This is a genomic window from Bradyrhizobium tunisiense, from assembly GCF_042263385.1.
In the GTDB taxonomy this organism is placed as follows: Bacteria; Pseudomonadota; Alphaproteobacteria; order Rhizobiales; family Xanthobacteraceae; genus Bradyrhizobium; species Bradyrhizobium tunisiense.
Genome location: NZ_JBHLEV010000002.1, coordinates 418,599 through 437,373, shown reverse-complemented (window position 1 = coordinate 437,373; position 18,775 = coordinate 418,599). Strand labels below are relative to the sequence as shown.

Below are 18,775 nucleotides of genomic sequence, written 5' to 3'. Positions count from 1 at the left end.
ACTAGAGGACTTCCATGACAACTCCCCTCGCCGCCAAGATCGCCCGCGAATACGGCACGCCCTGCGCCGTCATCGACATGGACAGGGTCGAGCGCAACATTGCGCGGATCCAGAAGGCTTGCGACGAGGCCGGCATTGCCAACCGGCCGCACATCAAGACGCACAAGAATCCGACCATCGCGAAGATGCAGGTCGCGGCCGGCGCGAAGGGCATCACCTGTCAGAAGCTGGGTGAGGCCGAGATCATGGCCAACGCCGGCATCGACGACATCCTGATCAGCTACAATCTCCTCGGCGAAGAGAAGATGGCGCGGCTCGGCGCGCTCCAGGGCAAGGCCAACATGACGGTTGCCGCCGACAATTCGACGGTCGTGGCCGGCCTGCCCAAGGCAGCCGCCGCATCCGGCCGTCCGCTCTCCGTCGTGGTGGAATGCGACACGGGCCGCAAGCGCGCCGGCGTCGAGACGCCGGCCGAAGCCATTGCGCTGGCGCGTGAGATCGCCGCGTCCAAGGGACTGCAGTTCGCCGGCTTCATGATGTACCCGACGGAGACCGGTTGGGCAGACGCGCAGAAATTCTACGACGAGGCGCTGGCCGGCGTGCGCGCGCATGGGCTGGATGCCAAGATCGTCTCCACCGGCGGCACGCCGAACCTGAAGAATCTCGGCAAGCTCAAGGGCGGCACCGAGCACCGCTTCGGCACCTACATCTACAACGATCGCATGCAGGTCGCCGCCGGCGTCGCCGGCTGGGACGATTGCGCCCTGCACATCTATTCAACCGTGGTGAGCCGCGCCGCGTCCGAGCGCGGCATCCTCGATGCCGGCTCGAAGACACTGACCTCTGACACCGGCGGCCTCGACGGCCATGGCCTGATCCTCGAGCACCCAGAAGCCAAGATCGCGAAATTCGCGGAAGAGCACGGCTTCCTCGACCTCTCCCGCAGCAACACGCGGCCCAATGTCGGCGACGTCGTCCGCATCGTGCCGAACCACGTCTGCGTCGTCGTCAACATGATGGACGAGGTGCTGATGGTCCGCGGCGAGGAGATCATCGGCACGCTGCCGGTGGCGGCACGGGGGAAGTTGCGGTAGAGGCAGGCTGCCGTAGGGTGGGCAAGCGAAGCCGCCCACGACTTCCCGTCGTAATCGAAGGATCGTGGGCACGGCGCTTCGCGCGTTTGCCCACGCTACGATTTCTTGAGCCAGCCCAGCACGCCCCTGCCCGCGGCCGCGCCCGTTGCAAACGAGGCTTGCAGCAGATAGCCGCCCGTCGGCGCCTCCCAGTCCAGCATTTCGCCGGCTGCGAACACGCCCGGCTGCTTGCGCAGCATGAAATGTTCGTCGAGTTCGTCGAAAGTTATTCCGCCGGCGGTCGAGATCGCGCGCTCGATCGGGGCAACGCCCGTGAGCTGAATCGGGATCGCGTTTACGAGGTGCGCGAGTTCCGCCGGCGAGAACGTCGCCAGCGGCCGGCCGGATGCGATGGCGGCCTCCTGCATCAGGCCGATGCCGACCGGCGACAATTGCGCGGCCTTGCGCAGGAAATTCGCGAGCGATTGCTTGCCGCGCGTCCCTGAAAGCCGCGAGGTCAGCGCGGCAACGTCGAGGTCGGGCCGCAACGCGATCGAAAGCCGCGCCTGCCCGAGACCCAACATCGCGTCCCGCAACTCCGCCGACAGCGCGTAGATCGCGCCGCCTTCGATGCCCGCGCGCGTGATCATCGCTTCGCCGCGCACCGTGTATGCACCAGCCGTCAGCGCCACGCCCTTGAGCGGCTGACCCTCGAAGCGGTCCCGGAAGACGTCGGACCACGCGACCGCAAAGCCGGAATTCGCTGGCCGCAGTTTTGAAACGGCGATGCCTCTTGCCGCGAGAATATCAATCCAGCCGCCATCCGACCCGAGCCGCGGCCAACTCGCGCCGCCGAGCGCGAGGACCGTGGCGTCGGCAGCGACGGCCGTCTCGCCATCCGCCGTCCGAAACAGCAGCCGCCCATCGCCGTCCCAACCCGTCCAGCGATGACGAAACGCAAAGCGCACGCCGCCGGCATCGAGCCGCCGCAGCCAGGCGCGCAGCAAGGGCGAGGCCTTGAACGCTCTTGGGAACACCCTTCCGCTGGTGCCGACGAAGGTCGGCTCGCCCAGCGCCTCGCTCCAGGCGCGGAGTGCGTCCGGCGGAAACGCCGCGATCGCCGCTTGCAGCTTGGGCGCCGCCTCTCGATAGCGCGCCATGAACTGAGCAAGCTGCTCGCTGTGAGTGAGATTGAGCCCGCCGCGGCCCGCCATCAGGAACTTGCGGCCGGCGGACGGCATCGCATCGTAGACGGTGACGCGGGCGCCGCCCTGCGCCAGCACCTCTGCCGCCATCAGCCCGGCTGGACCGGCGCCGATGATTGCGACGTGGGAGTCGGTTGAGGTCATGGCGGGAGTTTAGGACAATTTCTCGCGCCTAGCCCGTCATTCCGGGGCGCGCCCGTCGGCGCGAACCCGGAAATCCATCAGGCGGCAGATTTTGAGGAGCGATGGATTCCGGGCGCGCGCCCCGGAACGACGGCGGAGTTACAGCTTGATCCCCGCCCGCGCCGCGGCCTGCGCCACGTATTTCTGCGTCTGCTCGAACGCGCCCGTGAGCGCCTTCGCCTTCGACATGTCGCTGATCTCAGCGAAATGGGCGGCAACCGCGTCCGGCGTCCATTCGGACTCCGGCAGGTTGATGCCCTCGCTTTCCATGATCTTGATCACGGCGAAGGAGCCGGCGCCTGCGCCCATGATGGTGCGGGTCGGCGCGTCCTCGCTCAGCATGTATTCGACCGCCGGCGTGATCGCGTTCGGTTTCATCAACTGCAGCGCCTGCGGCGGCAGCAGCTCCTCGGTCATGCGGGTCGCCGCCGTCGGCGAGATGATGTTGACACGGATGTTGTTCTTTCGGCCTTCCTCGGCGAGCACGTTCATCAATCCGACCATGCCGGATTTCGCCGCGCCGTAATTGGCCTGGCCGAAATTGCCGTAGAGGCCGGAGGACGAGGTGGTCAGCACGATGCGGCCGTAATTGCGATCGCGCATGCCGGCCCAGGCTGCCTTGCAGCAATAGAAGGTGCCGACGAGGTGCACGTCGAGCACTTTCTGGAAATCGGCGGCTTCCATCTTGCCGAAAGATTTGTCGCGCAGGATGCCGGCATTGGCGCACATCAGATCGACGCTGCCCCACTCCTTGGTGGCGCGCTCGACCATCGCGGTGACCTGCTCGAAGTTCGAAACGTCGGCGCCGTCGGCCATCGCGGTGCCGCCGGCCTTGCGGATCTCCTCCACCACGGCTTCCGCCGGCGACAGCGAACCACCGGTGCCGTCACGCGCGCCGCCGAAATCGTTGACCACGACTTTCGCGCCGCGGCTGGCCAATCCCAGCGCATGCGCCTTGCCCAGACCATTGCCCGCGCCGGTGACGATGGCGACGCGTCCGTCGAACCTGATTGCCATGAGTAAAGGTCTCTATTTTTCTTCCCATCTCCCCTTGCGGGAGAAGGTGGCGCGAAGCGCCGGATGAGGGGTCTCTCTCGGCAGATGCGCTCGCGGAGAGAGACCCCTCACCCGCCTCGCGTTCCGCGAGGCACCCTCTCCCACAAGAGGGAGAGGGGTGAAACCCCGCTCTGGGTTGCCTTTTTGAGCAGCGAAGCCCCGCCGGGTCAAGCCCGGCAGCGACGCCTCGGGCCTACGCCAAATAGATCAACCCCAGCCAGTCAGCGACCAGCGCGGGCTTGTCCTCGCCTTCGATCTCCACGGTCACGTTGGTGCGGGACTGCAATTCATTCGGCTTGCGCAGCCTGGCTTCCGCCAGCACGAAGCGGCCGCGGACGCGCTTGCCGGAACGCACCGGCGAGATGAAGCGCAGCTTGTCGAAACCATAATTGACGCCCATCGTGGTGCCCGCAATCGCCGGCATCACTTCGTAGGACATCACCGATAGCATCGACATCGTCAGGAAGCCGTGCGCAATGGTGGTGCCGAAGGCGGTTTCCTTCCTGGCTCTTTCAGGGTCGACATGAATGAACTGATGATCTTCGGTCACGTCGGCATAGGTGTCGATACGGGGCTGGTCGATCAGGTGCCAGGACGACACTCCGATCTCCTTGCCGACCATGGCTTGATAAGCCTCGCGCGTGATCGGCGCCGACTTCCAGATTTGGTTCACTTAGGTCTCACTCCGTGTTTTCGGCAACTCGGGAAAATCCTCCTCACGGAATTCCCGGCCGCGCAGCGGATCGTTGCGATCATCGTCGCGCTCGAGCCTGCGTAGCTGGACCCGTCGGATTTTGCCAGAGATCGTCTTCGGCAGCTCGGTGACGATTTCGAGGCGGCGGATCCGCTTGAACGGCGCAAGGCGCATGTGCAGATGCCTGAAGATGGACAGCGCCGTCTCCGGCGAGCGCTCCGCGCCCGAGGTCAGCAGCACGAATGCCTTGGGGATGGCAAGGCGGATCGGATCCGGGCTCGGCACCACCGCGGCTTCCGCGACAAGCTCGTGCTCGAGCAACACGCTCTCGAGCTCGAACGGACTGATGCGGTAATCGGACGATTTGAACACGTCGTCGGAGCGACCGACGAAGGTGAGATAGCCCTCCTCGTCCTCGAACACGACATCGCCGCTGCGATAGAGCTCGCCCTCGGCGCCGGACAGCTTGCCGTCGTCGCCCTGATAGCCCTGCATCAGACCGGCGGGGCGCTCAGCGCCGAGCAGCAGCGTCACCTCGCCCTCTTTCGCCGGGTTGCCGTCGGCGTCGCTGATCTGCACGCGATAGCCCGGCAGCGGCCGGCCCATCGAGCCGATCTTGATCTTCTGGCCCGGCGAGTTGCCGGCCAGCGCGGTGGTTTCAGTTTGGCCGTAGCCGTCACGGATGGTGAGGCCCCAGGCCGCCCGCACCTGGTCGATCACTTCAGGGTTCAGCGGCTCGCCGGCGCCGCAGACCTCGCGCAGGGCCACTTTGAACGATGCGAGATTCTCCTGGATGAACAGCCGCCACACCGTCGGCGGCGCGCACAGGGTGGTGACGCCGCAGCGGCCGATGGTGGCGAGCAGCGCTTTGGCGTCGAAGCGCGGCTGGTTGACCACGAACACGGTGGCGCCCGCATTCCACGGCGCAAAGAAGCAGCTCCAGGCGTGCTTGGCCCAGCCGGGCGAGGAGATGTTGAGATGGACATCGCCGGGTTTCAGCCCGATCCAGTACATGGTCGACAGATGCCCGACGGGATAGCTGCGCTGGCTGTGCCGGACAAGCTTCGGTTTCGCCGTGGTGCCCGAGGTGAAATAGAGCAGCATCGGGTCGTCGGCGTTGGTCGGACCGTCGGCGCTGAAACTCTCCGAAGCCTTCGCCGCTTCATCGTATGAAAGCCATCCGTCGGAGGCGGCGCCGACGACGATGCGAGCGACGTTCTCCGCGCCAAGGCTTGCGAATTTCGCGACTTGATCTTGCGCGGCGATGACCGCCTTCGCCTTGCCGCGATCGAGCCGGTCGCGCAGCTCGTCCGCCGTGAGCAGTGTGGTCGCGGGGATCACGACGACGCCGAGCTTCATTGCCGCCAGCATCGTCTCCCATAGCGGCACCACATTGCCGAGCAGCAGCAGGAGATGATCGCCGCGCTTCAAGCCATGCGCGCGGAGGAAGTTTGCGACCTGGTTCGAGCGCTTCGAAAGCGCCGCAAAGGACAGCTTGGTCTGCTTGTCCTGCGCGGCGTCGACGATCCAGAGCGCGGGCCGGTCCTTGCTGTCCGCATTGGTCGCCAGCTCGGCGTCGAACCAGTCGAGCGCCCAGTTGAAGGGAACCGTATCCGGCCAGCGGAAGCCTTTGACCGCGGCCTCGTAATCCGTCCAGTGTTGCAGCAGAAACGCGCGCGCTTCCTGGAATGTCGTCATCAAGCTTTCCCGGCTAGGCTCCTAACGTGCTTGATAATTCCGGAAAAATCCACCCCACCCTGACCGGCTGCGTCGAAAGACTGATAAATCTCCTGCGCATGCTTGCCGAGCGGCGTCGCAGCGCCGGCAGCCTTTGCAGCGTCCTGCGCCAGCGTCAAATCCTTCACCATCAGCGCCGAGGCAAAGCCCGGCTTGTAGTCGTTGTTCGCAGGCGAGGTCGGCACCGGGCCCGGCACCGGGCAATAGGTCGTCAGCGACCAGCACTGGCCCGAGGAGGTCGAGGCGACGTCGAACAACGCCTGATGCGAAAGGCCGAGCTTCTCGCCCAGCGCAAAGGCTTCGCTGACCGCGATCATGGAAATGCCGAGGATCATGTTGTTGCAGATCTTGGCCGCCTGGCCAGCGCCGGCGCTGCCGCAATGCACGATCTTCTTGCCCATGTTTTCCAGCACGGGCTTGGCCGCGGCAAACGCGTTCTCTTCGCCGCCGCACATGAAGGTGAGCGTTGCGCCCTTGGCGCCGCCGGTGCCGCCGGAGACCGGCGCGTCGACCGAAAGCACGCCGTGCTTCGTCGCCAGCGCATGGGCCTGGCGCGCGCTCTCGACGTCGATGGTGGAGCTATCGATGATCACCGCGCCCTTGGCCATGACAGGGACGACCTCACTCCAGACGCCCAGCACATGCTTGCCGGCCGGCAGCATGGTGACGACGACATCGGCGCCCTTCACCGCGGCAGGCGCGCTGTCGGCAATGCCGGCGCCGTCCGCCTTGGCTTGCGCGCGCGAGGCCTCGACGAGATCGAACGCCACCACCTTGTGGCCAGCCTTGACCAGATTGGCCGCCATCGGGCCGCCCATGTTGCCCAGACCAATGAATGCGATCGTGGCCATTGTCGTATCCTCCCCTTGAACGTCGTTGTCAGCTAAACTTCAGCTCATCAGTACCGATTTCGGCGAGATACGGCGCAAGCATCTGCGGCGTCACATCCTCGACCCGCGACGGCGACCAGGTTGGGTTGCGGTCCTTGTCGATCACGGCCGCGCGCACGCCCTCGCGAAAATCATCACTGCGGAAGACTTCCAGCGCGGCCCGATATTCCCGCACCAGACACTCTTCCAGGCTCGATGCGGTACGTGCCAATCGCAGAAGCTTCAGCGTCACCACCATGCCGCGCGGCGATTTTTCGTTCAGCGTCTTCAGTGTGGCCAGCGCGAACTCGGAGCCATCGCGCTCCAGCGCAGCGAAAATGTCCTCCATGCGGTCGAAGCCGAACAGCGCATCGATGATCGGCTCCTTGGCGGCGACCGGCCCGGCCGTCTCGCCGGTCGCAACGCCGTTGATGAGCTTGCTGACCTCGGTCGCAGTCACGCCTGGACGAACCCTGGTCAGTGCCTCGCGCAGCTCGGGCCATTTGGCCACCGGCACCACGGCATCGGCGAATTTCGCGTGGATGGCGTCGGGCCCGTTCATGGTCTGGCCGGTCAGGCCAAAGTAAGTGCCGATCTCGCCGGGCGAGCGCGACAGCAAGAAGGTGCCCCCGACATCGGGGAAGAAGCCGAGGCCGACCTCGGGCATCGCCAGTTTGGTGCGTTCGGTGACGACACGATGGCTCGCATGTGCGGAGAGACCGACGCCGCCGCCCATCACGATGCCGTCCATGAACGCGACATACGGCTTCGGAAACGTCTTGATGCGGGCGTTGAGGATGTATTCTTCCCGCCAGAGGATGTTGCCGAGGTCGCCACCAGCCTTCGAGCTTTCCCAGAGCGTTCGAATGTCGCCGCCTGCGCAAAGGCCGCGCTCGCCGGCGCCCTCCAGGACGATCACGGCAACATCAGGATCAGCCTCGAAACGATCGAGCGCTTTGTCGATGTCGCGAAACATCTCCAGCGTCACGGCGTTGATCGCCTTGGGACGGTTGAGGCGGATGACGCCGACCGAGCCCTCGATGCGAGCGACCAGATCGCCCTCTTCCACTGCATTCATCGCGCGCCCTCGATCAGTTTGCGCGCCACGATCAGCCGCATGATTTCATTGGTGCCTTCGAGGATCTGGTGCACGCGCAGATCGCGCACGATCTTCTCGATGCCGTACTCGCTCAAGTAGCCGTAGCCGCCGTGAAGCTGGAGCGCGTGGTTGGCGACCTCGAAGCCGACATCCGTGCCGAACCGCTTGGCCATCGCACACAGCATGGTGGCATCGGGATCCTTCCGGTCCAGCGCCGCCGCCGCACGCCACAGGAAGGTGCGCGCGGCCTCCAGCTCGATCGCCATGTCGGCAAGGCGGAACTGCAGCGCCTGGAATTCGTCGAGCCGCTTTCCGAACGCCTTGCGCTCCTTCATGTAGGCGCGCGCCTTGTCGAGCGCGGTCTGCGCACCACCGAGCGAACACGCCGTGATGTTGAGGCGACCGCCGTCGAGGCCGGCCATCGCGATCTTGAAGCCGACGCCCTCTTCGCTGAGGCGATTGGCGACGGGCACGCGGGCGTTCTCGAACATGACGGCACGGGTCGGCTGCGCGTTCCAGCCCATCTTGCGCTCGTTTGCACCGAATGAGACGCCCGGCGTCTTGCCGTCGATGACAAGGGTCGAGATGCCGCCGGGGCCATCCCCGCCGGTGCGCACCATCGCGACCAAGAGGTCGGTACCGCCGGCGCCGGAGATGAACTGCTTCTGGCCGTTGAGGACGTAATGATCGCCGTCGCGCACGGCGCGGGTGCGCAGCGCCGCGGCATCCGACCCCGCGCCGGGCTCGGTCAGGCAATAGCTCGCGATCAGCTCCATGGAACAGAGCTTCGGTAGCCATTGATGGCGCTGGGTGTCGCTGCCGTAGGCATCGATCATCCAGGACGCCATGTTGTGGATGGAGATAAAGGCGGACGTGGTAGGGCAGCCCGTCGCCAGCGCCTCGAAGATCAGCGCCGCGTCGAACCGCGTCATGGCCGAGCCGCCGACATCCTCGCGGATGTAGATGCCGCCCATGCCGAGTGTTGCCGCCTCGCGCATGACCTCGACGGGGAAATGCTTTTCCTCGTCCCAGCGCAGCGCGTGCGGCGCGATCTTCTCCGCCGCAAACGCCAGCGCCATGTCGCGGATTGCGATCTGATCCTCGTTCAGAGCGAACTGCATGCTGGGCTCCTCACCATCCTCGTCATTGCGAGGAGCGAAGCGACGAAGCAATCCAGACTGTCTCTGCGGAAAGATACTGGATTGCTTCGCTGCGCTCGCAATGACGGGCTAGGCTACAGCCTCACTTCATCAGCGGGATCGAGAATTCCGCACCTTCCTTGACGCCGGACGGCCAGCGCGAGGTCACCGTCTTGGTCTTGGTGTAGAAGCGGACCGAATCCGGGCCGTGCTGGTTGAGGTCGCCGAAGCCCGACTTCTTCCAGCCGCCGAAGGTATAATAGGCGATCGGCACCGGGATCGGCACGTTGATGCCGACCATGCCGACATTGACCTTGGCCGCGAAGTCGCGCGCGGCATCGCCGTCGCGGGTGAAGATCGCAACGCCGTTGCCGTAGTCATGATCCGACGGCAGCGCCAGCGCTTCCTTGTAGTCGTGCGCCCGCACGACCGAGAGCACCGGGCCAAAGATCTCTTCCTTGTAGATCCGCATGTCCTTGGTGACGTTGTCGAACAGCGAACCGCCGAGATAAAAGCCCTTCTCGTAGCCCTGCATCTTGAAGCCGCGGCCGTCGACGGCGAGCGTCGCGCCTTCCTTGATGCCGATGTCGATGTAGCTCTTGACCTTCTCGACCGCCTCGCGCGTCACCAGCGGACCGTAATCGGCCGAAGGATCGATCGAGGTGCCGATCTTCAGGGACTCGACGCGCGGGATCAGCTTCTCCATCAGCCGGTCGGCGGTGGACTTGCCGACGGGGACGGCGACCGAGACGGCCATGCAGCGCTCGCCGGCCGAGCCGTAGCCTGCGCCGATCAGCGCGTCGACCGCCTGGTCCATGTCGGCATCCGGCATGATGATGGCGTGGTTCTTGGCGCCGCCGAAACACTGGCAGCGCTTGCCGGTCTGCGCGGCGCGCTCGTAGATGTACTGCGCGATCGGCGTCGAGCCGACGAAACCGACGGCCTTGATGTCGGGATCGTCGAGGATTGCGTCGACCGCTTCCTTGTCGCCGTTGACGACGTTGAGGATGCCGGCCGGCAGGCCCGCCTCGATCATGAGCTCAGCGAGCAGCATCGGCACGCCGGGATCGCGCTCCGACGGCTTCAGGATGAAGGCGTTGCCGCAGGCGATCGCGGGCGCAAACTTCCACATCGGGATCATCGCCGGGAAGTTGAACGGCGTGATGCCGGCGACGACACCGAGCGCCTGGCGCATGGAATAGATGTCGATGCCGGGGCCGGCGCCTTCGGTGTACTCGCCCTTCATCAGATGCGGAATGCCGCAGGCGAATTCCGCGACCTCGAGGCCGCGCTGGATGTCGCCCTTGGCGTCGGGCACGGTCTTGCCGTGCTCGCGCGCGAGCAGCTCGGCGAGCTTGTCGTAGTCGCGCTGCACCAGCTCCACGAATTTCATCATCACGCGGGCGCGGCGCTGCGGGTTGGTCGCCGCCCATTCGGGCTGTGCTGCGCGCGCATTCTCGACGGCGGCGCGGACCTCGGCCTTGGACGCCAGCGCCACCTTGGCCTGGACGTCACCGGTCATGGGCTCGAAAACGTCGGCGGTACGGCCCGACGTGCCCTTCACTTCCTTGCCACCGATGAAATGTCCGACTGAACGCATGGAATGATCTCCTTGAGGCCGAGCTTGAACGCTTTGACAAATCCTATCGACCTGCATTTATTGGGATTCAAGTCTGAGATAATGCACCATAGATGTGCGAAAATGCTGGATCAAGGCGCTATCGATTGGGACGACTTCCGCTTCGTGCTGGCCATCGTGCGGGGCGGCTCGGTCTCAGCTGCGGCAAAACAGCTCGGCGTCGACCATGCCACGGTGATCCGACGCGTCGACCGGCTGGAAAAGCACCTCTCGGCAAAACTGTTCGACCGGCGCAAGACCGGCTATCTCCTCACCGAGGCCGGCCAGCGCGTCGCCGACAGCGCGGAAGCCATGGAATCGACCATCGTCGCCAACCAGGAGCAGGTCGGCGGCTCGGTGGCCCGGCTGACCGGCACGGTGCGGATCGGCGCGCCTGACGGGTTCGGTACCGCTTTCCTGGCGCCGCGGCTGGCGCCCTTCGCCGACCGGTATCCCGATCTCGATCTGCAGCTTGTGGCCACCGCGCGGCTGTTCAGTCTCTCCAAGCGCGAGGCCGATATCGCCATCAGCCTGACCATGCCGAAGGAAGGCCGCATCGTCGGCCGCAAGCTGCTCGACTACCGCCTCGGTCTCTATGCGGCCCCCACCTATCTCGATCGCTTCCCTGAAATCACCTCGCGCCAGGACCTGCCGCAGCACCGGTTCGTCGGCTACATCGAGGAGCTGCTGTTCACCCCGGAACTCGACTATCTGCCGCAAGTGTCGCCCCGGATCTCCGCGCGCTTCCGCAGCGCCAATCTGATCGCCCAGCTCAACGCCACGCTCTCCGGTTTCGGCATCGCGGTGCTGCCCCATTTCATGGCGAGCGATTACCCGCAACTGGTGGCCGTGCTGCCGGAGGAGATCTCGATCACGCGGACGTTCTGGATGCTGATGCATGCCGACAGCAAGGATCTGGCACGGATCCGGGCCGTGGCCGATTACATCGGCGAGATCGTGGAGCGCGAACGGGCGCTGTTTGCGGGGCGGTGAGGGCACGGCGCCGACGCGCCTTTGCCCACCCTACGGCAGCTCGCCTAATTCTTCGTCTTCTTGACGGTTGCAGGCTTTGTCGGCTCCCGCTTGGCGCCGTCCAGCGTACTGTCCCTGCCCGCCTTCAGCACCTCGTCCGAGAGTTCGCTCGACCCGGCCACGCGGGCCAGCAGCATGGTTCCGGCCATCGTCGCCAACGTCGCGATCGCCTGCTTGCGTGCGGCCTTGCGCGGGATGTTCGGGATGTAGTCCGCCAGCAGCTCGATCATCTCGTCGAGCTTGCCGGCAAATGCCTTGCGCGTCTTCGGGCTCTCGCGGGCGATCTCGGCCCCGAGGGCGGGGATCGAGCAGCCGGTGCCGGGATTGTCGCGGTGCAGCGTGGAGAGATAGCTATCTGCGACCAGCGCCAAACGCTTTTCAGGCGCGGCCTCGTCGGCGAGCTTGCGCCAATGGTCCATGGACCGATCCATGGCGTAGGCGAAGGCTTCCATCACCAGCGCCTCGCGAGAGTCGAAATGCGCATAGAAGCCGCCATGGGTCAGGCCTGCCTCTTTCATGAGATCGGCGACGCCGATGCCGTGGGCCCCCTTCTCGCGCAGCCGCACCGAAGCCTTCTTCACAATGCGATCGTGAGTTTCCTGCTTGTGTTCCCGGGAATAGCGCATGCGGATCTCATTGGATGTCGACGGTCATCTCATAACACGCAAATGACGAAATGGGTGCATTAATTCATGTTAAGTTGCTTCCGATCATGGAAAACGTCGCAGTTGCGTGCACCGCGAGAGCGCCCTTGCCGTCCCTGACGAAGCCCTCGGCGTAGCTCGTCTGCCGCCCCAGCTTGATCACCTTCCCTTCGGCCGAGATCAGCCCCGACCGGACCGAGAGCGGGCGCAGGAAGGCCAGCTTCAGGTCGAGAGTGACCGAGCTCCGGCCGGCCTCAAGCCGGGTCGAAATGGCGCAGCCCATTGCGGTATCGAGCAGCGCGGCGGCGGTCGCTCCGTGGATGAGACCGATGGTGTTCTCGAGATCCTCGCGCGGCTCCAGTTCCATGACGATCCGCCCCGGCTCGACCGTCGCCACCGTGAAACCGATCAGCTTCGCGAAGGGCGGCGGCGGCAGCCGGCCGTCGCGAATGCCCTCCATAGCATCCATGCCCGACAGGCCCATCGCCACTTTCGCCACTGTCGCAGGCACCTGCCACTCCACCACGCGCTCGCGCCGCTGCGCGGGCGAAAACAGGTCGAGTTGATCGCTATCGGTCATGTCAGCCTCTTTATATGATTTATATCATACTATGGTGCGGACTTCGCGATGGCAACTCCATCCCCGGATCCGCTTGACAAGCCGGCCGTTTCGCCCCGGAAGTGATCATGACCGGCGCGCCCCGCGCATGGTCCACGAAAGCTTCGAGTGCCACGATGGAAATGCTCAACACCCACTGCGGCGTGACGCGCGACGCGCGCGGCGTCGTCCATGTCGCGATCTGCAACGCCGGCCCGCTCAACATCCTCGGCTCGCCCGTGACCGACGCCGTGCGTGAAGGCCTGCAGCAGCTCGGCTCCGACCGCAGCATCCGCGTCGTGGTGCTGCGCGGCCAGAGTGAAAAGAGCATGATCGGCGGCGCCGACATCAAGGAGATGGCTAGGCTCGACCAGACATCGGCCGAAGCCTTCATCAGCCGCCTGCGCGACCTCTGCGAAGCCGTGCGTGCCTTCCCTGCCCCGGTGATCGCGCGCATGCCCGGCTGGTGCCTCGGTGGCGGGCTCGAGGTCGCCGCGGCCTGCGATTTCCGCATCGCCGCGCATGATGCGCATTTCGGCATGCCGGAGGTGCGCGTCGGCATCCCCTCGGTGATCCACGCGGCGCTCTTGCCACGCCTGATCGGCTGGGCTCGCGCGCGCTGGCTGGTGATGACGGCGGAGAACATCGACGCGCCGACGGCGCTGGCCTGGGGACTGGTCGACAAGGTCGCGGCGGAGGGCGAATTGGACGCGGCCGTCGAGCACGTGGTGAGCGCGTTGCTCGCATGCGGCCCCGAAGCGCTGCGGTCGCAGAAGGCGCTGCTGCGGCAGTGGGAGGAACTGCCGCTGACGGAGTCCGTGAATTTGAGCGTGAAAGTGTTCGGCGAGTCGTTCCTGACAGATGAACCCACGCGGCTGATGCAGGCGTTCGTGAACAGGAAGCGGTAGACCCCCTCGCTGCTGCAAGAGGCTTTCCAGGATGAGAATGTTCATGCCCCGGCTCGACCGGCGGATCCAGCATGCCGCAGCGCCAACTGCATGAGCGAGTTCGCCAACGCATTCCTCTGAATACTGGATTGCCCGCTTTCGCGGGCATGTTGACGCCGAAGCCTCGATGTTGGCACCAACTCTCCCTTCGACCGACCAAATCTCATCGGAGCCACGACAATTTCTCATCCCTGGCGCGGTTGCTTCTTTCCGTACCGCATCATATGATGATCATAATTCTATTTCATCACCGAAAGGAGCCTTGGCGCAAAAATCCGGACCAAGGCTGAAATTGAGGGAAGTATGTCATTTCAGACTTCCCTTCCCCATGCCATGCTCGGACGATGACGCAGGTCCCTCGGGATCCGCCAAGAACAATGAGGCCCAATGATCTCGAACTGGCTCGCGGCAGCATTGTCCCGCCGCAACATCCATTACGGCTGGGTGATGGTCGGGGTGACCTTCCTCGCTGCGCTGATCAGCGCCGGCACGGTTGGCGCGCCCGGCGTGTTCATCGTCCCCCTGCAGAAGGAGTTCGGCTGGAGCACGGCGGAGATCTCCTCCGCGCTGTCGATCCGCTTCATCCTGTTCGGGCTGATGGCGCCGTTCGCGGCCGCCCTGCTCAACCGCTACGGCCTGCGCAACGTCACGCTGATCGCGCAGTTGGTCGTGGTCTCGGCGCTGCTGCTCTCGCTCGGCATGACCGAGGTCTGGCAGCTCATTGCGCTGTGGGGCGTGGTGGTCGGCCTCGGTACCGGCATGACCGCGATGGTGCTGGGCGCCACCATCGCGACGCGCTGGTTCGCCGCGCGGCGGGGGCTCGTTATCGGTATCCTGACCGCGAGCGTCGCCACCGGCCAGCTCGTGTTCCTGCCGCTGCTGGCGAGCCTCACCGAACGCTACGGCTGGCGGCTTGCGCTCGGCTTCGTCTGCATCATGCTCGGCGTCTCCGCGCTGGCCATCCTGCTCGTGATGCGCGACCGTCCGGGCGATCTGGGCCTGCGCCCGTTCGGCGACGAAGGCACCACACCCCTGCCCGCCCCGCCGGTCAGCCATGGCTCGATCACGGGCGTTGCGCTCGGCACGCTGCGCGACGCTTCGAAATCGACGACGTTCTGGATCCTGTTTGCGACGTTCTTCGTCTGTGGTGCATCGACTGCCGGCCTCGTGCAGGTGCATCTGATCCCGATGTGCCTCGATTTCGGCATCCCGCAGGTGCAGGCCGCGAGCCTGCTCGCCGCGATGGGCGTCTTCGACTTCGTCGGCACCATCATATCGGGCTGGCTGTCGGACCGCTACGACAACCGCTGGCTGCTGTTCTGGTACTACGGCCTGCGCGGGCTCTCGCTGATCTTCCTGCCCTTCAGCGATTTCTCGTTCTACGGCCTCTCGATCTTCGCGATGTTCTACGGCCTCGACTGGATCGCGACGGTGCCGCCGACGGTGCGGATCACCGCGCAGAAATTCGGACCCGAGCGCGCCAATCTGGTGTTCGGCTGGATCTTTGCCGGCCATCAGCTCGGCGCTGGCGCGGCCGCCTTCGGCGCCGGTTTGTCGCGAACGGTCTATCAGAGCTATTTGCCTGCATTCTTCATTGCCGGTGCGCTCTGCGTGTTCGCCGCGCTGATCGTGCTGGCGCTGTCGCGGCAGCCGAAGGCGCAGCCGGCGATGGCCTAAGCAGCGGAGCAAGCTGCATCGTCGCATTCTCTCGCGCTTCGCTCGCAGACACATCTTCGCGTTCTCGCGGCTCATTTCGCCCGAGCTTTGCTCTCTTCGTTGCGCCCTTCTTGAGAAAGGGCGCAGGGAAGGCCGGGCGCCGGCTGGCACCCGCGGTCCCGTGTGCGAACAAGATGCGCACCGGGTGGACTACAGGTGACGCCGGAACGCCCGGCCTTCCCTGCGCGAATGGTTTTACGGCTTATGGCGTGCTCTCCCCGGGGAGCGATGCACTATTGCCCCCGTCGTCTTGCGGATGGCTGATGCGCGAACCCGGTTGGGCCGCCGCAATCACCGCAACACTTGACGCACAGACCCCGGGCGTCAGGACCACACGATTTTGCCGTCCGCGCACATCCTCAGCTCCTGTCCGCGACGCTGGCGTGCGCTCGCCATCGCGGCCGAACGAGGACGCTGTCAGCGCCGTGTCGTATCGCGCGTGCCGCTGCTCACGGGATTCCCGCCCTGCAAGCTGCCCAGCGCGCCGACGCCGTCGCGGCCACCGCCTCCCGGCCCGCGTCTCGTGACGATCACGAAACGCCCCTTGTGGCGGGCGGAATAGTTGACATCTACGCCAAATCCGAATTCTTGTAAAGCGAATTCTCGAATTGGGTGATGATCGGGATACGAGAGATTGCGATGGACCGATCCTCCGGCCGCGGGCCCCCGAACAAAAATGCGAAAACAACCCCATGCACAGTAGCCGAGGCATGAGAGATCAATGACTTGTCGGGGAAGGAGTGTGCGGCTGCAGTGCACATCGAACCAAGAAGGACGAGGCGTGCGCGCCGTGGGCGGCAACAAGTGATGTGCCATATAGCGCCCGCCCTCAATCGGGACCCGGCATATGGCCTGCGAACTGCGGATAACATTCGCGCAGTTCCTCGCGGATCCGCCCCCGGATCAGAGCCAGCGTCGCCTCGTCCGGCACCGGCGTCGTGGCCTCGCATCGCTCGTTGTCGTACGCGAAGCCCGTCGTGCCGCGAATGTCGCGCCAATCGAAGCCGGGATGCGTGCTCTCGAGGCGAAAACGTCCCGCCTCCCGCTCGAAGGAAAACAAGGCCGCATTGGTCAGCAGCGCATGAGGCCCGCCCCGCCGATAGACCGTTTCGTCGGTCACGCCCGGCGCGGACACGAAGTCGACGCGCTCGACCAGGGATCGCAGGCTGTGCTCTTCACGGAACAGAATGACGCGCGGAACGAGGAAATACAGGTAGGCGGAGCCGAACGAGCCGGGCCATCGGACCGGATTGTTCGGATAGTCCCCGGTGCCGACGAGGTTGATGTTGCCCTGGCCGTCGATCTGGCCTCCGCCGAGAAAGAAGGCGTCGAGGCGCCCCTGCGCGGCGCAATCGAACAGCTCCTCGGCCCCGCCGGTGAAGGAGTTGTGCTTGACCGACCCGAGGATGGAGACCTGCACGTGCTCCAGTCCGTCACGCTGGTTGATCGCACGCAGCAGCATCGCTCCAGCCGCCGGCATCGGCGACGATTGACCGACAGCAACATGCCGCACGCCCTTCAGCAGCCGCGAGATCGTGTAGATCATCAACTCACGGCTGGTGCACGCCTCACTCATGCGACGCTCCTGGCCTCCCGGACGTAGGCCAAAAATCCTTCCGGCGAGCGCGCCGCTCGCGCGTATTTCTCGATCTCCTGCCCATCCCTGGGATACTCGGCGTAAAGCCCCGTGGGCCACCCACCGTTTTCAAGCTGCGCCACCGCACTCACGTAGATCGCGGGCAAGACGCCGGCGGCCATCTTCTCGTCGTCGAGCAACGACACCTCGGATATGCGCTCGACAGTCACGAAGGCCTTCTTCGACGCATGCGCCAGCAACATCACCTCGCGCCGACGCCCCAGCCGAACGTTGCCGAACCGGTCCGCTTCGGGCGCATGAAACAAGGCGATGTCGGGCTGGATCGCGGAGACCACGACGATCTTCTCGCCATCGTCGAACGGGTTGGACATCACCTTCCAGTCGTCCCGCTTCTCCAGGACGTCGCTACCGATGATGCCGCGGATCGGCATGAACGGAACTCCCTTCTCCGCGGCCGTCAGGCCCGCGAACACGGCGGGACAGGTGGCGTCGCGGAGGCGAATGGATCCGTCGCGGACAGCCCGGTTGAAACAGGGCGCACCGCCCGCCTCGCCGAGACTGACCGCACTCGTCTCCAGCGTTGCCACGGCGCCGGCGCCGACCAGCATATCGACCTGCATGCCGCCGATCGGCGCACAGACGACATGGAGATCGCGAATGCCTCGATCGATCAGCATCCGGACCAGGCCGGGAGACGCGCCGTAGTCGTCCGGCGCCAAACCGAGCTTGCACCCCGACGGAATCATCTCCGCCATCTTCTGCAGCGTTACGAAGTCTGTCATCTCCTCACCGCTCCCAATCAAGACGCCGATCGAACACGGTCAACTTCCGGATTCGTTCGCACCACCTGGGCCGCGCTGCCTCCGATCGGGAACATGCGGATTCGGTCAGCCGCGTCCCATGCTGTAGAATTCCGAGTTCGGACGCATGCTGGTGACGTTGGCAATCCGGTTGGAGAGGCCGAAGAAGGCCGAGATCGCTGCAATGTCCCAGATGTCTTCTTCCGTGAAGGCGTGCGATTTCAGAGTGGCGAAATCGGCTTCGGACACCTTGTAGGCCTCGGTCGAGACGCGGACGGCGAAGTCGAGCATCGCCTTCTGCCGGTCGGTGATATCAGCCTTGCGATAATTGACTGCGACCTGATCGGCGACCAGCGGATCCTTCGCCCGGATGCGCAGGATCGCGCCATGCGCGATGACGCAATACTGGCACTGATTGAGATTGCTGGTCGCAACCACGATCATCTCCCGCTCGGCCTTGGTGAGATTGCCGGGCTTGTCCATCAGCACATCGTGGTAGGCAAAGAACGCGCGAAACTCGTCCGGCCGATGCGCGAGCACGAGAAAAACGTTCGGGATGAAGCCGGACTTCTCCTGGACGGCCAGGATACGGGCCCGGATGTCGTCCGGCATGTCGGCCAGATCAGGAACGGGGAAGCGACTGATGGCAAGTGCCTGGGTCATGAGGTGAATATCCTTGGGGCTGGACGATGGAAATCGCCACGATCACGCGTTCCGCGCCGCGCCAGCCATGGGAGGGTCCGCAACGGGCAATCCTACCTCTGAGTA

Annotated in this window: 16 protein-coding genes and 1 pseudogene; 4 read left to right on the top strand and 13 right to left on the bottom strand. The window is 65.0% G+C overall.

Going from position 1 to position 18,775, the window contains the following annotated elements; genetic code table 11:
• The first annotated feature begins 14 nt into the window (after positions 1-14).
• On the top strand, positions 15-1,094 hold the full coding sequence (locus ACFDR6_RS09355; RefSeq protein ID WP_375858111.1) for a D-TA family PLP-dependent enzyme: 1,080 nt from the start codon (positions 15-17) through the stop codon (positions 1,092-1,094).
• 95 nt (positions 1,095-1,189) lie between these two features.
• On the opposite strand, the gene ACFDR6_RS09350 is transcribed toward ACFDR6_RS09355, so the two are convergent.
• From ACFDR6_RS09350 to ACFDR6_RS09315, 8 genes and pseudogenes are all read right to left on the bottom strand, one after another.
• On the bottom strand, positions 1,190-2,422 hold the full coding sequence (locus tag ACFDR6_RS09350; protein WP_317239855.1) for a BaiN/RdsA family NAD(P)/FAD-dependent oxidoreductase: 1,233 nt from the start codon (positions 2,420-2,422) through the stop codon (positions 1,190-1,192).
• A gap of 138 nt (positions 2,423-2,560) precedes the next feature.
• Positions 2,561-3,478 carry an SDR family NAD(P)-dependent oxidoreductase gene (locus ACFDR6_RS09345; protein ID WP_317239856.1) on the bottom strand — a complete coding sequence of 306 codons (918 nt, stop codon included), beginning with the start codon at positions 3,476-3,478 and terminating at the stop codon, positions 2,561-2,563.
• 232 nt (positions 3,479-3,710) lie between these two features.
• Positions 3,711-4,190, bottom strand: coding sequence for a MaoC family dehydratase (locus ACFDR6_RS09340; RefSeq protein ID WP_317239857.1), 480 nt, complete (start codon positions 4,188-4,190; stop codon positions 3,711-3,713).
• A complete protein-coding gene (locus tag ACFDR6_RS09335) occupies positions 4,191-5,909 on the bottom strand; it encodes an AMP-binding protein (RefSeq protein WP_375858110.1) in 1,719 nt (572 codons plus the stop codon).
• Positions 5,909-6,814 (bottom strand): annotated as a pseudogene (mmsB, locus tag ACFDR6_RS09330) (3-hydroxyisobutyrate dehydrogenase); the annotation flags it as partial. The gene ACFDR6_RS09335 and the pseudogene mmsB, both read right to left, overlap by 1 nt.
• Before the next feature lie 13 nt (positions 6,815-6,827).
• Positions 6,828-7,895 (bottom strand): enoyl-CoA hydratase/isomerase family protein, encoded by a 1,068-nt coding sequence (locus ACFDR6_RS09325; protein ID WP_375858109.1) that lies wholly within the window; start codon positions 7,893-7,895, stop codon positions 6,828-6,830.
• Positions 7,892-9,037 (bottom strand): isobutyryl-CoA dehydrogenase, encoded by a 1,146-nt coding sequence (locus tag ACFDR6_RS09320; protein ID WP_317239860.1) that lies wholly within the window; start codon positions 9,035-9,037, stop codon positions 7,892-7,894. The genes ACFDR6_RS09325 and ACFDR6_RS09320 overlap by 4 nt, the downstream gene beginning before the upstream one ends.
• Before the next feature lie 121 nt (positions 9,038-9,158).
• Complete coding sequence (locus ACFDR6_RS09315) at positions 9,159-10,655, bottom strand: CoA-acylating methylmalonate-semialdehyde dehydrogenase (RefSeq protein ID WP_317239861.1); 1,497 nt, start codon at positions 10,653-10,655, stop codon at positions 9,159-9,161.
• 102 nt (positions 10,656-10,757) lie between these two features.
• On the opposite strand from ACFDR6_RS09315, the gene ACFDR6_RS09310 reads away from it, so the two are divergent.
• The gene (locus tag ACFDR6_RS09310) at positions 10,758-11,666 is read left to right on the top strand and encodes a LysR family transcriptional regulator (protein ID WP_212086696.1); all 909 of its coding nucleotides are present in this window, start codon (positions 10,758-10,760) and stop codon (positions 11,664-11,666) included.
• Between the two features lie 44 nt (positions 11,667-11,710).
• Here ACFDR6_RS09310 and ACFDR6_RS09305 read toward each other — a convergent pair whose 3' ends face one another.
• Positions 11,711-12,331 (bottom strand): TetR/AcrR family transcriptional regulator, encoded by a 621-nt coding sequence (locus ACFDR6_RS09305; protein ID WP_375858108.1) that lies wholly within the window; start codon positions 12,329-12,331, stop codon positions 11,711-11,713.
• 64 nt (positions 12,332-12,395) lie between these two features.
• On the bottom strand, positions 12,396-12,929 hold the full coding sequence (locus tag ACFDR6_RS09300) for a PaaI family thioesterase (RefSeq protein WP_375858107.1): 534 nt from the start codon (positions 12,927-12,929) through the stop codon (positions 12,396-12,398).
• A 155-nt stretch (positions 12,930-13,084) separates the two neighbouring features.
• Between ACFDR6_RS09300 and ACFDR6_RS09295 the strand changes: the two genes are divergently transcribed.
• Together ACFDR6_RS09295 and ACFDR6_RS09290 are read left to right on the top strand one after the other, a co-directional pair.
• Complete coding sequence (locus ACFDR6_RS09295; protein ID WP_212087366.1) at positions 13,085-13,855, top strand: enoyl-CoA hydratase; 771 nt, start codon at positions 13,085-13,087, stop codon at positions 13,853-13,855.
• Between the two features lie 426 nt (positions 13,856-14,281).
• A complete protein-coding gene (locus ACFDR6_RS09290; RefSeq protein ID WP_375858106.1) occupies positions 14,282-15,571 on the top strand; it encodes an MFS transporter in 1,290 nt (429 codons plus the stop codon).
• 868 nt (positions 15,572-16,439) lie between these two features.
• On the opposite strand, the gene ACFDR6_RS09285 is transcribed toward ACFDR6_RS09290, so the two are convergent.
• The 3 genes from ACFDR6_RS09285 to ACFDR6_RS09275 all read right to left on the bottom strand — a co-directional run bounded on the left by ACFDR6_RS09285 (position 16,440) and on the right by ACFDR6_RS09275 (position 18,670).
• On the bottom strand, positions 16,440-17,186 hold the full coding sequence (locus tag ACFDR6_RS09285; protein ID WP_212086709.1) for a CoA-transferase: 747 nt from the start codon (positions 17,184-17,186) through the stop codon (positions 16,440-16,442).
• On the bottom strand, positions 17,183-17,989 hold the full coding sequence (locus ACFDR6_RS09280; protein ID WP_375858105.1) for a CoA transferase subunit A: 807 nt from the start codon (positions 17,987-17,989) through the stop codon (positions 17,183-17,185). Before ACFDR6_RS09280 ends, ACFDR6_RS09285 begins: the two co-directional genes overlap by 4 nt.
• Before the next feature lie 105 nt (positions 17,990-18,094).
• Positions 18,095-18,670, bottom strand: a complete 576-nt coding sequence (locus tag ACFDR6_RS09275) for a peroxidase-related enzyme (RefSeq protein WP_375858104.1) — start codon at positions 18,668-18,670, stop codon at positions 18,095-18,097.
• Positions 18,671-18,775 lie beyond the last annotated feature (105 nt).

Bases quoted from the DNA above. Each gene is read 5' to 3' on its own strand.
- ACFDR6_RS09275 (WP_375858104.1), bottom strand. From the start codon at position 18,670: ATGACCCAGGCACTTGCCATCAGTCGCTTCCCCGTTCCTGATCTGGCC.
- ACFDR6_RS09325 (WP_375858109.1), bottom strand. From the start codon at position 7,895: ATGAATGCAGTGGAAGAGGGCGATCTGGTCGCTCGCATCGAGGGCTCG.
- ACFDR6_RS09310 (WP_212086696.1), top strand. From the start codon at position 10,758: ATGCTGGATCAAGGCGCTATCGATTGGGACGACTTCCGCTTCGTGCTG.
- ACFDR6_RS09315 (WP_317239861.1), bottom strand. From the start codon at position 10,655: ATGCGTTCAGTCGGACATTTCATCGGTGGCAAGGAAGTGAAGGGCACG.
- ACFDR6_RS09355 (WP_375858111.1), top strand. From the start codon at position 15: ATGACAACTCCCCTCGCCGCCAAGATCGCCCGCGAATACGGCACGCCC.
- ACFDR6_RS09285 (WP_212086709.1), bottom strand. From the start codon at position 17,186: ATGAGTGAGGCGTGCACCAGCCGTGAGTTGATGATCTACACGATCTCG.
- ACFDR6_RS09280 (WP_375858105.1), bottom strand. From the start codon at position 17,989: ATGACAGACTTCGTAACGCTGCAGAAGATGGCGGAGATGATTCCGTCG.
- ACFDR6_RS09350 (WP_317239855.1), bottom strand. From the start codon at position 2,422: ATGACCTCAACCGACTCCCACGTCGCAATCATCGGCGCCGGTCCAGCC.
- ACFDR6_RS09320 (WP_317239860.1), bottom strand. From the start codon at position 9,037: ATGCAGTTCGCTCTGAACGAGGATCAGATCGCAATCCGCGACATGGCG.
- ACFDR6_RS09300 (WP_375858107.1), bottom strand. From the start codon at position 12,929: ATGACCGATAGCGATCAACTCGACCTGTTTTCGCCCGCGCAGCGGCGC.
- ACFDR6_RS09305 (WP_375858108.1), bottom strand. From the start codon at position 12,331: ATGCGCTATTCCCGGGAACACAAGCAGGAAACTCACGATCGCATTGTG.
- ACFDR6_RS09295 (WP_212087366.1), top strand. From the start codon at position 13,085: ATGGAAATGCTCAACACCCACTGCGGCGTGACGCGCGACGCGCGCGGC.
- ACFDR6_RS09335 (WP_375858110.1), bottom strand. From the start codon at position 5,909: ATGACGACATTCCAGGAAGCGCGCGCGTTTCTGCTGCAACACTGGACG.
- ACFDR6_RS09290 (WP_375858106.1), top strand. From the start codon at position 14,282: ATGATCTCGAACTGGCTCGCGGCAGCATTGTCCCGCCGCAACATCCAT.
- ACFDR6_RS09345 (WP_317239856.1), bottom strand. From the start codon at position 3,478: ATGGCAATCAGGTTCGACGGACGCGTCGCCATCGTCACCGGCGCGGGC.